At 49.4% G+C, this 14,111-nt stretch carries 13 protein-coding genes and 1 tRNA gene; 11 read left to right on the forward strand and 3 right to left on the reverse strand.

Going from position 1 to position 14,111, the window contains the following annotated elements:
- Positions 1-107: 107 nt before the first annotated feature.
- The 6 genes from P9J64_07335 (at position 108) to P9J64_07360 (ending at position 6,014) form a co-directional block, all read left to right on the forward strand.
- Positions 108-1,340: an aspartate kinase gene (locus P9J64_07335; protein MDG5468135.1), complete on the forward strand. Its 1,233-nt coding sequence runs from the start codon at positions 108-110 to the stop codon at positions 1,338-1,340.
- A 39-nt stretch (positions 1,341-1,379) separates the two neighbouring features.
- Complete coding sequence (cimA, locus tag P9J64_07340; GenBank protein ID MDG5468136.1) at positions 1,380-2,951, forward strand: citramalate synthase; 1,572 nt, start codon at positions 1,380-1,382, stop codon at positions 2,949-2,951.
- Positions 2,941-3,513, forward strand: a complete 573-nt coding sequence (locus P9J64_07345) for a helix-hairpin-helix domain-containing protein (protein MDG5468137.1) — start codon at positions 2,941-2,943, stop codon at positions 3,511-3,513. Before cimA ends, P9J64_07345 begins: the two co-directional genes overlap by 11 nt.
- Before the next feature lie 158 nt (positions 3,514-3,671).
- Entirely contained in the window at positions 3,672-3,827 is a 156-nt protein-coding gene (locus P9J64_07350) for a hypothetical protein (GenBank protein ID MDG5468138.1), read from the forward strand.
- Positions 3,828-4,120: 293 nt separating this feature from the next.
- Positions 4,121-4,846 (forward strand): 2-oxo acid dehydrogenase subunit E2, encoded by a 726-nt coding sequence (locus P9J64_07355; GenBank protein MDG5468139.1) that lies wholly within the window; start codon positions 4,121-4,123, stop codon positions 4,844-4,846.
- A 7-nt stretch (positions 4,847-4,853) separates the two neighbouring features.
- Complete coding sequence (locus P9J64_07360) at positions 4,854-6,014, forward strand: PAS domain-containing sensor histidine kinase (GenBank protein ID MDG5468140.1); 1,161 nt, start codon at positions 4,854-4,856, stop codon at positions 6,012-6,014.
- Positions 6,015-6,126: 112 nt separating this feature from the next.
- On the opposite strand, the gene P9J64_07365 is transcribed toward P9J64_07360, so the two are convergent.
- The 3 genes from P9J64_07365 to P9J64_07375 all read right to left on the reverse strand — a co-directional run bounded on the left by P9J64_07365 (position 6,127) and on the right by P9J64_07375 (position 10,281).
- Positions 6,127-6,573: a universal stress protein gene (locus tag P9J64_07365; protein MDG5468141.1), complete on the reverse strand. Its 447-nt coding sequence runs from the start codon at positions 6,571-6,573 to the stop codon at positions 6,127-6,129.
- Between the two features lie 15 nt (positions 6,574-6,588).
- Positions 6,589-9,168 (reverse strand): TRAP transporter fused permease subunit, encoded by a 2,580-nt coding sequence (locus P9J64_07370; GenBank protein MDG5468142.1) that lies wholly within the window; start codon positions 9,166-9,168, stop codon positions 6,589-6,591.
- A 117-nt stretch (positions 9,169-9,285) separates the two neighbouring features.
- The gene (locus P9J64_07375; GenBank protein ID MDG5468143.1) at positions 9,286-10,281 is read right to left on the reverse strand and encodes a TAXI family TRAP transporter solute-binding subunit; all 996 of its coding nucleotides are present in this window, start codon (positions 10,279-10,281) and stop codon (positions 9,286-9,288) included.
- 541 nt (positions 10,282-10,822) lie between these two features.
- Between P9J64_07375 and ispE the strand changes: the two genes are divergently transcribed.
- The 5 genes from ispE to pth all read left to right on the forward strand — a co-directional run bounded on the left by ispE (position 10,823) and on the right by pth (position 14,099).
- Positions 10,823-11,665, forward strand: a complete 843-nt coding sequence (ispE, locus tag P9J64_07380) for a 4-(cytidine 5'-diphospho)-2-C-methyl-D-erythritol kinase (GenBank protein MDG5468144.1) — start codon at positions 10,823-10,825, stop codon at positions 11,663-11,665.
- 15 nt (positions 11,666-11,680) lie between these two features.
- Positions 11,681-11,755, forward strand: a tRNA-Gln gene (locus P9J64_07385).
- A 113-nt stretch (positions 11,756-11,868) separates the two neighbouring features.
- Positions 11,869-12,810: a ribose-phosphate pyrophosphokinase gene (locus P9J64_07390; protein MDG5468145.1), complete on the forward strand. Its 942-nt coding sequence runs from the start codon at positions 11,869-11,871 to the stop codon at positions 12,808-12,810.
- Between the two features lie 60 nt (positions 12,811-12,870).
- The gene (locus P9J64_07395; GenBank protein MDG5468146.1) at positions 12,871-13,512 is read left to right on the forward strand and encodes a 50S ribosomal protein L25; all 642 of its coding nucleotides are present in this window, start codon (positions 12,871-12,873) and stop codon (positions 13,510-13,512) included.
- 11 nt (positions 13,513-13,523) lie between these two features.
- On the forward strand, positions 13,524-14,099 hold the full coding sequence (pth, locus tag P9J64_07400; GenBank protein MDG5468147.1) for an aminoacyl-tRNA hydrolase: 576 nt from the start codon (positions 13,524-13,526) through the stop codon (positions 14,097-14,099).
- The last annotated feature ends 12 nt before the right edge of the window (positions 14,100-14,111 follow it).

Below are 14,111 nucleotides of genomic sequence, written 5' to 3' on the forward strand. Positions count from 1 at the left end.
TTGACGGCCAAGTCGAATACTGTTATTAAAAACAATCAACCCCTCAAGGGGCTATCTCAGCAGGTATGAACTTCTGAAAAGTTCATGCCAGGAAGGATCAACCACCGATGGCACTAGTGGTTCAAAAATATGGTGGTACTTCAGTAGGGAGTATCGAAAAGATACAGAATGTAGCTCGACGGGTTGCACGCACTTACGATGAAGGTAACGATATGGTCGTTGTCGTCTCGGCGATGGCTGGTGAGACCAATAAACTGGTCGCCCTGGCAGAAGAGATGTGCGAGTTTCCAAGTGAACGGGAGTATGATGTTCTGGTCGCTGCCGGCGAGCAGGTCTCGATCTCTCTGCTGTCGATGGCACTGCAGTCAATGGGCTATAAAGCGAAGAGTTATCTGGGCTGGCAGGTGCCGATTTACACCGACAGCTCTTCTACAAAAGCGCGTATCGAGGAGATTCAGGATACCAGCATGCGTGAAGACTTGCACAATGGCACCATTGTTATTGTCGCAGGCTTCCAGGGGATTGATCGTGATAACAATATCACGACCTTGGGACGTGGTGGCTCCGACACGTCTGCCGTGGCTGTTGCCGCAGCTCTTAAGGCTGATGTCTGCGAGATTCTGACGGATGTTGACGGAGTCTACACCACTGACCCGCGCATCGTGCCAGAGGCCTCCAAGATGGAAAAGGTTTCCTACGATGAAATGCTGGAGATGGCTTCTCTTGGATCGAAGATCTTGCAGATTCGTTCCGTTGAATTCGCCAAAAAATATAATGTCGTCGTCCATGTACGTTCCAGCCTGAATGGCAATCAAGGGACTCTGGTGATGAAGGAGGATGCAGATATGGAAACGGTCCTGGTTTCAGGTGTTACTTACAATAAAGATGAAGCAAAAATTTCTGTGTTGCGCGTTCCCGACATGCCTGGCATCGCTGCACAGATTTTCTCTCCTCTTTCGGCAGCGAATATCACAGTCGACATGATTATTCAGAATGTTTCCCATGAAGGGTCGACTGATCTGACCTTTACCGTGCCGCGTTCTGACTTCAAAAAAGCTCTGAAGATTGTTGAGGATACGGCTGTCAAGATTGGAGCTGCCGGAGTTCAAAGTAACGAAAACATTGCCAAGGTGTCGATCGTTGGTGTTGGCATGCGCTCGCATTCAGGTATTGCCAGCCAGATGTTTGAAACACTCTCTAAAGAAGGTGTGAATATTCAGATGATCTCAACCAGTGAGATCAAGGTGTCTTGTGTTATTGATGACAAGTACACCGAGCTTGCCGTACGCGTTCTGCATGCGGCTTTCGGGCTGGATAAAGGTCAGGTTTCCGAAGAGTAGAGTTTGTATAGCGCTGTATCAGTAATCAGGAGTGGATGAATGAGTAGAGTTTTTCTGTACGACACAACGCTGCGTGACGGAACGCAGGCTGAAGATGTTTCTTTTCTTGTAGCTGACAAGATTCGCATTGCACAGAAGCTTGACGAACTCGGCATTGACTATATTGAGGGCGGTTGGCCTGGTTCCAACCCGAAGGATATCGCTTTTTTTAAGGACGTAAAAAAAATCACCCTCAATCATGCCAAGGTTGCGGCTTTTGGTTCGACTCGTCGGGCCAAAACAACCCCTGATAAAGACAACAACATCCAGACGCTGATACAGGCAGAGCCTGATACTGTTACGATTTTTGGTAAGACCTGGGATTTCCATGTGCGCGAAGCCTTGCGTATCGGCCTCGAGGAAAACCTCGAGTTGATCTACGATTCTTTGGCTTACCTGAAAAAGAATGTTCCGGAGGTCATTTATGACGCTGAACACTTCTTTGATGGTTACAAGGCCAACCCTGAATACGCGATAAAAACACTCGAGGCCGCGCAGCAGGCAGGTGTCGACTGTATTGTCATGTGCGACACCAACGGCGGCTCTCTGCCTTACGAAGTGTCGAGCATTATCAAGCAGGTAAAGAAGAGTATCAAGACACCGCTCGGCATTCATGCCCATAATGACAGTGAGTGTGCTGTTGCGAACTCCCTTGTTGCTGTTGAGCAAGGTGCTGTTCATGTTCAGGGTACAATTAATGGCTTTGGTGAGCGTTGCGGTAACGCCAACCTCTGCTCGATTATTCCTGCCTTGAGACTAAAGATGGGTCACGACTGCGTTTCGGATGAGCAGATGCAGAATCTACGTATTACTTCACGCTATATCTACGAACTTGCCAACCTGGTGCCCAACAAACACCAACCTTACGTCGGTAACTCTGCTTTTGCTCACAAAGGGGGGGTGCACGTTTCGGCAATTCAACGTCATCCTGAAACTTACGAACATATGCGCCCGGAGAAAATCGGCAATATGACCCGGATCCTGGTTTCAGACCTGTCCGGTCGTTCAAATATTCTGGCCAAGGCTGAGCAGTTTAATATTAATCTGGACAGCAAAGACCCTGTCACTCTGGAAATTCTTGAAGATATTAAAAAACTTGAGAATCAGGGCTTTCAATTTGAGGGCGCGGAGGCATCGTTTGAACTGCTGATGAGACGTGCCATGGGAGAGCTGCGTAACTTCTTCTCGGTTATTGGCTTCAGGGTTATCGACACGAAACGGCATGAAGATGAGATGCCGACCTCGGAAGCGACAATCCAGATCAAGGTTGGTGGTCGTATTGAGCATACGGCTGCCGAAGGCAACGGACCCGTTAATGCTCTTGATCATGCCCTTCGCAAGGCTCTTGAACAGTTTTACCCGCAGTTGAAAGAGACTAAACTCCTCGATTATAAGGTGCGTGTGCTACCCGCAGGAAAGGGGACTGCCTCAGTGACGCGTGTCCTGATCGAATCAGGCGACAAAAACTCTCGTTGGGGAACGGTTGGTGTCAGCAACAATATTATAGAGGCCTCTTATCACGCACTGGTCGATGCTCTGCAGTATAAGCTGATGCGCGATTATGCAGGCTAGGCTTTTTCCTCAGGCGCCGCCAGCACTCTTTGTGTCGGCGGTGTTTGTTTTTCTTTTCCTGCTTTTGAGCCGGGAGTCTTCCATTGTGGATGATTTTCCGGCTTTTTTGCCTTTATCTGACAATTATTTTTATGTTGAGTTGTCAGGAAAGATCGATGTCCCAGGAGTGTATCAAATTAATGACGGTTTGCTTTCTGCCGGCGTCATTGATTTGACGAATGAAGATGTAGAGGATATTTTATTGAGACCTCTTGAATGGGCCAGCCCTCTTCAAAAGGGTGAAAATATTGAAATCATAGAAAAAGAACAGAAAATCAGTTCTTTTAGACGAGATTGGATGCCCGCCAGTCATCGCGTGTCTATGGGAGTTCCCCTGCACCCCGATCGCATGAGTTTCGATGATTGGCAGTTTTTGCCAGGCATTGGTGAAGTTTTGGCGCGACGGTTGGAATTAGACCGTCAGGAAAATGGCGAATTTGTGAGTTTGGAAGGCCTTCTCAGGGTCAAGGGCGTTGGTTTGAAAAGTATCGAAAGGTGGCGCATCTTTTTTTGTGACATGTAAGTCCTCGTTTTATAGCCTTATTTTTTACAGCAGCTGGCGGCTTTTTTGTCTCTGTCGTGATTAAATTTTAATTGGCACGTCTTGTGTAATGTCTACTTAGTAAATACAGCAAGTAAATATGACGTATTTATAATTGATTACATGAGGAGGCAATACCGATGAAATGTCCCAAGTGCAAAGGCCGTATGTACGCCGAGAAGTATTACGATTTTGTTCGTGCTTTTGACGCATGGAAGTGCTGTTCATGTGGTGAGGTGGTCGATCCTACAATTCTTGCCAATCGAGCTCGTAATCATAACGTGTTCCTCGGTTGAGTTGAGTACGTTTCAAGATATTAAGCCCGGGGCGAATGCTCCGGGCTTTTCTTTTGCCAAATATCCGGCCGTTTTGCATCTCAAGCCATGAGCCTTACTGTGAGATGTCGAAGGTTGCAGGATGGGTGTGGCTGAATCGTTTGGCAGACATCTTCAGGCTACTGATGAAGAGGCTTGTTGTTTGTAGTCGTAATAATCTCTTATCTATTTTACAATAGCTCCCAAATGTCATAACTGTGAAGTCTTCGTTATCGACACTCTTTCTTTGCAGTATTAATGAAAGGATCGTCTCTATGTCAACTCATGATAGTGATGCACCCGTATCAACCGCAACTGATTCAGAGGGTGTTAAAGCAGTAAGAATTCGTCGTTTGATTGAACGTAAAATGGTTGAGAGTTGGCAGAATAAGCCACATTTTTCTGTGACCGTTGCCGTTGATATGACGGATATCATTCGTTTTCGTAAAGATCTCGGCATTACGATCAATGACTTCATTATGGCCGCTTCTTCCGCAGCGCTCAAAGAACACCCCTGGGTGAACAGCCACTGGATCGACGGTGAAGCTGTTGAGCAAGAGGAGATAAACCTGGCTGTGGCCGTTGCAACCGAAGGTGGCCTCTTCTATCCGGTTATTCAAAATGTTGAAAAACTTTCCCTGAAGCAACTTGGCGAGTCTGCCAAGGCCCTTGCAGAAAAGGCACATCTTGGCCAGCTATCTGATGAAGATCAGGAGGGTGGGACCTTTACGATCAGCAATATGGGGATGTTGGGTGTCGAGTCCTTTGTCGCAATTATTACACCGCCTCAGGCGGCTGTCCTCGCTGTTGGTACTGTCAAAGGTGAAGTTGTGGTTGATGAACATGAAGAGTTGGTGGTGGCGCCCATGGTGCGTGTCACCCTCTCCGCCGATCATCGAATTCTTGATGGCGCTGATGCTGCCGAGTTCCTCGATTCACTGAAAAGTTACCTTGAGGCTCCAGTGACTCTGATTGCCGGAACCTGCTTCGACGAGGCGTGACCCAGTAATGACTTTCGTTGCACCCTCTCTCAGACCTGATTTCGTCAATGACGTCCCTCTCGCTTCTCACGAAGAGCTGGAACATCAGGCCTCCTTTTTCGATGGTGCGTTCCTAACCAGGCACTTGCTGGATGTCATGCCGGGGATGGTCCTCGTACTCAACAACTATCGTCAAATCATATTTACAAACCGAGCATTCTATCATCTTTCCGGAAGGCCTGAGACTGAAAGCCTGGTTGGCCTGCTGGTAGGTGATGTCCTGCAGTGCCATGTGGCGCTCGACAAAGACGCCGTTTGTGGTACGACGGATTCTTGTGAGACCTGCGGGGCTTTGGTTGCAATGCTTTCCGGTTTGTCCGGTGTGGATAGTGTCCAAGAGTGTACTCTCACTCAGCGTGATGGGATTGTCGCTCAGCACTTGACACTGCGAGTCTGGTCAGCTCCACTTTGTTTTGGTGGTGAAGAGTTTGTTGTGCTGGCTGGCACCGATGTGAGTCACGAACGTCGACGTTTGGCTTTAGAACGTACTTTTTTTCACGATATTCTCAACCTCGTTGCCAGCATTCAAGGCTTTGCAGAACTTATGGAGATTGATGAGAGTGTAGATCCTATGATGGTGAGTCGCCGTATTCAGTCGGCATCGCAAAAGGTTATCGAGGAGATTGATGCCCAGCGCGTGTTGTTGGCGGTAGAGAAGGGTGAACTGAAGGTGGACAACCATGTCCTGACTAGCCTGGATGTGTTGAAAGATGTGATTGAGCTTTACGAAGGGCAGGAAATTTCCCGTAAGCGTATCCTGAAAGTCGGCGATAACGTGACCAGGGCGTCATTTGTCAGTGATGCCACTCTGCTGCGCCGTATCCTTGGTAATATGGTGAAAAATGCACTGGAGGCGTCTCCCGAAGGCTATACGGTGACTCTGGGTGTTGATAAAAGCGCTGCCGGCTTCAACTTCTGGGTTCATAACGCAACAGTTATTTCGGCCTCCTACCATCAGCGTATTTTCCAACGTGATTTTTCCACAAAAGGTTCAGGTCGAGGTCTTGGAACCTATAGTATGAAACTTCTTGGACGCTTCCTCTCCGGTGATGTGAGTTTTGAGTCCTCTCCTGAAAGCGGAACACGGTTTACCTTAAGCTTGCCAGATGTTTGCCCTGAAACGTGCTGAAAGCTTCGCGTCATCGGGAAAGTTTATTGTCAGAACAGCCCAATTTCAAGGCAACAAAAAGGCGAAGCATTAAGCTTCGCCTTTTTGTTGCTTAAGGTTTAAAGGTTAGGGTTTAGTCTTCACAGCGAACCGTGAGAACAGGGATCTTAGACCGCCTGACGACTCGTTCAGCAGTGCTGCCGACGATCACATGCTCGATTCCGGTGCGACCATGGGTTCCCATAACGATTAGATCGGCATTCACCTTGCCTCCCATCTCCAGAATGACTTTGAATGGGGCGCCAACGACGGCATGAGTTACGGTGCTCAACCCTTCCGTTTGTTCCCTGCAGAACTTCTCCAGCTCCTTGACGGCTTGAACCTCAACTTCTTTTTCAAGAACCAGAAAGGCCTCTCTGGGGATCATGACGCGTTGGTGCTCATCCAGTTCGTTTATGACGTGCAGGACATGTAATTTAGCGTCAGTAAGGTGCGCAAGGGTTACAGCATAGTCAGCTGCCTGCTGCGATGAATCGGAAAAATCCGTTGCGAAGAGAATGTTTTTGATGTTTCGTGTCATGTTAATCCTCTTTGTTTATGACGGAGCAATGGCAGAGCCAAACTCTTTCTTGTTTTTTGCGATTTGCATGAAGATTACCAGGCCTACCAAAACGAGGCCAATTCCATCTGACACCAAAGTCGGCCAGTAAAGGAACAGCGTGCCGACGGCTAAAAGTAACCACTCCGGAATGGTGGTGCGCCTGAACCAGAACATCATGGTGGTTGCCGAGAAAGCAATCGTGCCCAGGAATGCGGACCAGAAAGAAGAAATTGTCTGCCATCCCGTCGCAGGATCAACGGCTTCAATAATAGTTTCGCCTGGGTTGACCATGCCGCCAGCGAAGGTTTTGACCTCAGTTACGTTGCCACCACGTTCGGCTTTGATATCGATAATTTCGTCACCAACCATGATCCTGACCACTGTGTCGCCAGCTACAATAGTGCCTCCCTCTCTAACCTCAACAGAGAGCACCGATGCGAAGGGCAAGTCATCGGCGAGTGTTGGGACCTTGACGTTTGCCGTGTGAGGCTGGAACAGGATTGCCGGAGTGAACGCAAAGAGAATCGGCATGACATATAGCAGCTTGGCGAACTTGAAGCTGGTCCAGCCGGTTTTCCAAGGATCAGATCCGGCAATTGCAGCTCCTGCATAGGCTGCGACGCAGACTGGCGGAGTAATGTTCGAATCCTGGCTGAACCAGTAAACGATCATGTGTGCGCAGAGCAAGGGGACGCCCATTTCCATCAGTGGCGGCACTGCCAACACTGCAGTGATCAGGTAGGCTGCTGTGACCGGAACTCCCATACCAAGCACCAGCGAAGCAAGGGCGACCAGAAAGATTGCCGCAAGCAGATTACCACTGGCCAGCGAGATGATGATGTCGGAGAACTTGAGGCCGATTCCGGTTAAGGAAATGGTTCCGACGATAATGCCGATGACGCCGAGTGTCGCACCGATGATCAGGGTGTTGTTGGCGCCGGTCAGGATTGCCTCCCAGATACCTTTCAGATCCATCAAAATGTCTTTACGGAAAGCACTGACCAGCAGACACCAGATTGTTGCTGACAAAGTAACGAAAAATTGGATTTTAAATCCGAACAATGTTTGAAACGGAAGCTCGATATAACCGAGAGCAACAATCATAATAAACAGGATCGCAACAGGTACAAAAATCAACCTGTCCCTGAACGAGACTTCCCTGTCCTGCCTTACCCAGCTTACGACAATACATGAGAGTGCAGACCAGAAAGCAGCCATCCCGGGGGATTTTCCTATGACCATTAGGATCGTGATGATGATTAATGGAAGGGAGTAATACCACTGTTTTTTCAAGACGTCCTTCCAGTGCGGAAATTCATCGTCGTCAATCCCCTTGATTCCTTGTTTCTTGGCTTCGAAGTGAATCATGCAGAAGACCGAGAAGAAGTAGAGCAGGGCAGGGAAGATGGCGATCATCATGATGTAGGCATATGATGTTTCGGTCAGCTCGGCCATCAGGAAGCCGCCGGCGCCCATAACCGGAGGCAGGAACATGCCGCCGATTGACGCAGATGGCTCGATGGCTCCGGCAACGTGGGGCCTGAAGCCGGCCCGTTTCATCAGCGGTATGGTAAAGGCTCCTGTGGAAACTGTATTGGCGATAGCGCTGCCGGAAACCGAACCAAAGAAAGCAGAGGCAATAACGGCAACCTTTGCCGGCCCACCGGTGCTGCGACCGGCCAATGCCAGGGGAAAGTCTATGAAGAACTTGCCCGCGCCCGATTTGTGCAGAAAGGCACCGAAGAAGATAAACAGAATGACGTAGGTTGCCAAAACGTTGGCCATGACCCCGAACACCCCGTTGGTTGTCAGATAAAGTGCGGTACACAGACGCTCAATGCCGAAGCCACGATGGGCGATAATTTCCGGAAAAATGGGCCCGAGATAACCGTAGATAAACATGCCGAGGCCAACAAAAGTCATCGACCAGCCAAGAACTCGTCGGCAGACCTCAAGTGAAAGGACGATCCCGACGATGCTGATCATGGCATCGAGATGAGTCTCTGCGCCAGCCCGGTAATTGAGAACTTCAAATTCATGGATCCAGTAGTAGACGACGCCCGCCGCTGTCAAAGCGTAAAGGATGTCAGAAAGAGTTGGATTGTTTGGCCATTTCTTCATGAGGCTGCTGTCGATAAAGGTTGCGCTTGCTCCAATGACGGCACCACCCAACAGAATAGCGCCTATCAAGCCCATATTGACACTTACTAACTCAGCATGGAATGCATCAATCGATTCAAAAAAAACAAGCCCTGCAATCGCGGCAGAAATGATGCTGCCTATGACTAAAGAAAGCGGAATGCGCATTCTCGTCGTGCCTGCGGGGTAAAGCAGGAAGACCAACACATAGGTAACAAAAACATAGACCCCGCGGTGATACTGGGTCCCAACAGCGGCTAAACCCGCCGTGTAAAAATAGAATAGAACCATGCCACCGCCGAGCACTGCAACCAGCCATTTAAAGATGCCGGTTGGTGAACGGTAGGACTTGGAATCCTTTTCCATTAATTTTTTTAATTTTTCCTGCTCTGCGGGAGAGAGGTCTTTTAAATCTTCCTGGAGTTCTATAGCCATTCTGCGTACCTGCCTGGTTAGAGATGTGTGTCGCTTCTGATTTTGTAGAAAGTGTCACAGAGTGCAGAAGCGGGGCCGAATGGCCCCGCTTCGCGAACTAAAAGAAATATTTGAACCTTATTGACCCATTTGATCCGCAGTCAACGTGAGCCCTTGCTCTTTCCAGTACTTCTGTGCGCCGGCATGTACCGGAGTCACGATACCTGTAAGGGCGCCTTTAACCGACATAGCTTTGGCTGTGCTCTTAACTTTGACCATGTAGGAGAGACCTTCTTTGGTGTAGATGTTTGCCAGGGCATTGTAGACATGCTCAGGGGCAACGTCTTTGTTGGCAACCCAAAGAGCGGAATCCTGGAATGACATAACATCATAATCAACGCCACTGTAAGTGCCTGCGGGAATAGTAATCGGTGCGTAGAAAGGGTACGCCTCAAAGGCACCACCTTTTTCGCCTGTTTCCCAAGTAGAAAGGATCTTGATCTTGTTGCTGGCTGCAGCCTGAATAACTGAGCTGTTGGGGAATCCGGCAAAAACCCACATGGCGTCGATCAGGCCATCGCCGATCGCTGCAGCAGCTTTGCTGTAGCCGATGTACTCAACATTCATGTTGTCCCACAGACCAATGGCACCAAAAAAGCGCTGTGCGGCAGCAGCTGCACCTGAGCCAGCGCCGCCAACAGCGATGCGCTTGCCTTTGAGGTCAGCAATCGAGTTGATGCCACTCTTCTCGAGAACGATCAGGTGAGCAGGAGCACCATAGAGGAAAGCCATAGCATGGATGTTGGGATACTTGTTGGTGTCGTTCGTCAGGCGGCCATTGCGGGCCAGGTAGGTGTCGCCAGAGTATGAGATGCCAAAATCAATTTCACCTGAGTTGACGCGACGAGCGTTCTCAACGGAACCGGCAGAAGCCATGTTGGACACTTCAACATTGTCCAGCATTTTAGAGAGACGGGAAGCAATACCGTTTGAGAAGTACTGGAAGGTGCCGCCTTCGGGACCACCGCCGAAGCCGAGACGGGTTTTTTCTGCGAAGCCCGTGGTGGGCAGTGCAAATGCTGCGACCAGTGCGATTGCACTGACCAAAGAGAGTAGACGCTTTGCTTTTTTCATGCTGTTTTACCTCCTATAATGGGGTTAGTGAAACAAGGGCGAATGCCACTTTCAATTGATGTTTACTAAACATCTTAACGCAAGGAAGATGCCATTCTTAAAAAACTGTTTGCAACTTGTACATTCAAGCACAAAAAGGCCATTTTGCAAGGACTTGTGTGCTTTTGGTTGTGTTTATTGCCTGTCCCGATGTGGCTAATCTTGACCTTATGTGGCGGATATTGGCCAGACGGAGGTGCTGCTGAAATATGTGTTAAAACGTTTTTTTGTATTTGCTTGTTTGTGTGTGAAAAAAAATGGTGGGGACGGTTCAGTTTGTTGTCAGGGTGAGCTCTCGAGCTTTATCTTCCTGCCTATGAGCGCTAAAGATTAAAATATTGTGTATTAGGACTTTAACGATTGAGATGTGTAATATTTTAAGGAGTTGAGACGCTTGATCTGCTTGACTGTTGATCTTGTGGTTGGTATTGGTCAGGGACGTTTCAAGTTTGCAGGGTACTCTAGGTTGTCTTTGATTCTAAATGCTGGATAGGGTTCATTCATGAAGAAGGTTGTTCACGCACCGGCAAAGATTAACCTGTGCCTGTATGTTACGGGTCGCCGCGAAGATGGTTACCACGACCTGGCGACACTGATGCAGAGGGTTGCTATCCAGGATCGTCTGGAAATTGCCATCTCCAGCGGGACTGAGATAACAGTTTGCTGTCCACGGCTAGTTCTCTCTCCAGGGGTTGAAAATATCGCTGCGCGAGCTGCACGTCTTTTCCTCTCCTATATAGGAGAGGAGTGCAGTGTAGCAGTACGGATTGATAAAAAGATTCCTGCAGCGGCCGGGATGGGTGGCGGTTCCTCAAACGCTGCATCGGTTCTCTTGGCACTGAACGACATGTTGGATGTGAACCTCTCGCAGAGCGAAATGATAAGTATCGGTGTGACGATCGGAGCAGACGTTCCCTTTTTTCTTTGTGATCAGTCTTCCGCCTGGGCCACTGGCGTTGGCGAGAGGTTGCAACCCTGGCCCGGAATGCCGCCAACTACGTTTGTTTTGGTGAATCCTGGTATAGAAGTTTCGACAGCATGGGTTTTCAAAACTTTGGGGTTGACATGCTCTCGGCCAATCGCTAAAATCCCGAGGTTTCCCGTGAGAACAAGCGGCTTAGTACGTCTGCTGCATAATGATCTCGAAGTTGTCACCTGCCAACGTCATCCTGTGATCACGACGATCAAAGAACGTTTGCTTGCTGGCGGTGCTGCCGGGGCGCTCATGTCCGGTAGCGGGGCGACAGTTTTTGGCGTTTTTGACGATCAAGACCAGGCGGGAAAAGTTGCCAAAGTTCTGTCAACGGAAACAGATTGGTGGGTGCAGGTCGTCAACCCACTGTAGGACCGAGTAAAAAATAGGGGCGTCGCCAAGCGGTAAGGCACTGGATTTTGATTCCAGCATTCACAGGTTCGATCCCTGTCGCCCCTGCCACTCGCAAGATTGCTACCTCCGGATGTTTGAGGAGGTCGCTTACATTGATAATGGGTTGAGACACGGGCCATGCATTGACATGGCCTGAAGTTTCCAGAGAAACAGGTGATGATGTGTTTAAAGAACTGAAGATCTTTACCGGTAATGCAAATCCAGCCCTTGCGCAGGAAATTTGTCGTCACCTCTCCGTGCCTTTAGCCCAGGCAACCGTCAAGTCTTTCTCCGACGGCGAAATTATGGTTGAAATTAACGAAAACGTCCGAGGTCGAGACGTTTTTGTCGTTCAATCGACCTGTCAGCCTGCGAATCATAACCTGATGGAGCTGTTGGTTATGATTGATGCCCTGAAACGAGCGTCGGCTGCCCGCATTACAGCAGTTATTCCTTACTTCGGTTATGCTCGACAGGATCGCAAGGTTGCTCCGCGGACACCGATCACCAGCAAACTGGTCGCAGACCTGATTACTACCGCGGGTGCGCAACGGGTTCTCTGCGTCGATTTGCACGCGGGCCAGATCCAGGGCTTTTTCAACATCCCGGTTGATCATCTCTATGCGGCCCCTGCTGTTCTTGAAGACGTCAAGGCCCGCTTTACCGAAGAACTTGTGGTTGTTTCTCCAGATGCGGGTGGTACCGAGCGAGCAAGGGCGTTCGCTAAAAGGTTGAATGCCGGTCTTGCGATTATAGACAAGCGTCGCAGCGCCGCCAACGTCTCGGAAGTCATGCATATCATCGGTGATGTCGATGGCCGGACCTGTATCATCGTTGATGACATGATCGATACGGCCGGCACCCTTTGTCAGGCAGCTGCGGCACTCAAGGCCCATGGCGCTGGAGATGTGTATGCTACGGCAACCCATGCGGTCCTCTCCGGGCCTGCCCTGGAACGGATCAACGAAAGCGATCTAAAGGAAGTTCTGGTCTGTAACACAATTCCTACCGATGAAAAGGTCAAGAATTGTTCACGACTCAGGACGATCTCTGTCGCAAATATTTTGGCGGAAGCTATCCGTCGTATTCACGGTGATGAATCTGTTAGCTCACTTTTCGTGTAGTTGTGACAGAAACCAATAAAGAAACTAAATTAAGAAGTTCAAGGATGGAGGAATAGATAAATGGCCAAATCGGTACTGAATGTAGAAACGCGAGTTCGCATAGGTAAGGGCGGCTCTCGCAAGGTCCGTCAGGACGGCCTGGTGCCTGCAGTAGTTTATGGAAAAGGCGTTGAGGCCCTTAACCTTCGTCTTGACCCGAAAGCTCTGCAGAAGGCAGTTGCCACCGAAGCTGGCTGGAATACCCTGATTACCCTCAAGGGAGATGGCCCATTTGATGGCCTGGTTGTTATCCTTAAGGATATGCAGATTGATGCGATCCGTCGAAATCCCATGCACATTGATTTTCTGGCGATCGATCTGAAGAAAACTTTGGCCGTCATGGTTCCCGTGCAGCCTGTTGGAAAATCTCAGGGCGAAATTGAAGGTGGTACCTTGCAGTTGGTTCGTCATGAGGTCGAAGTTTACTGCCTGCCGACCAATATCCCGACTTCCATCGAGGTTGATGTCACCGCCTTGAATATCGGTGATGTTGTCCATATTGATGAACTTTCTCTTCCTGAAGGTGTTGAGTCACAGCACGATGTCAACTTCACGGTGCTGACTGTTGTTGGTCGCATGGCTGAAGAAGTCGAGGTTGATGAAGAGGCAGAAGAGGGCGTAGAGACAGAAGATGTCTCTGAAGAGGCTGCTGACGCAGAGTAGGCGAGGCGCTTTTGAAGTTGATCGTCGGGTTGGGCAACCCTGGTATTGAATATGCCGAAACTCGCCACAATATTGGCTTTATGGTTGCCAACTGTCTGGCAGACAGAGCCGGCATCGCGCTGAAACGTAAAGGTTATCAAGGTCTTTATGGTGTGGGGCGAATGGTTGGCGAAGAGGTGACGATCCTGTTGCCGCAAACATTCATGAATCGCAGTGGCGTAAGCGTTGCCCCTGCTTGTCAATCCCTCGGTGTTGAGCCGGGGGATTTGATTGTGGTTCACGACGAAATTGACCTGGCTTTTGGCTCCCTTCGGGTCAAGGTTGGTGGTGGCCATGGCGGGCATAACGGCCTGCGTAGTATTGGCTCTGCTCTCGGCGAGTCGGGTTACAATAGATTGCGCATGGGTGTTGGAAGACCTCCGGGAGGCGGTGACGTCTCAGGGCATGTCTTGAGCCGATTCAATGCCGCAGAGCGTAAACAGCTCGGAACATATATAGATGTAGCGACTGAAGCCCTTGAGATGTTTTTGCGTGAAGGGGCTCAGCAAGCTATGAATAGTTATAACAATCGTGAAATATTAACCTGAGCGTAACTACTT

The sequence above is a fragment of the Deltaproteobacteria bacterium IMCC39524 genome, from assembly GCA_029667085.1.
GTDB lineage: Bacteria > Desulfobacterota > Desulfuromonadia > Desulfuromonadales > BM103 > M0040.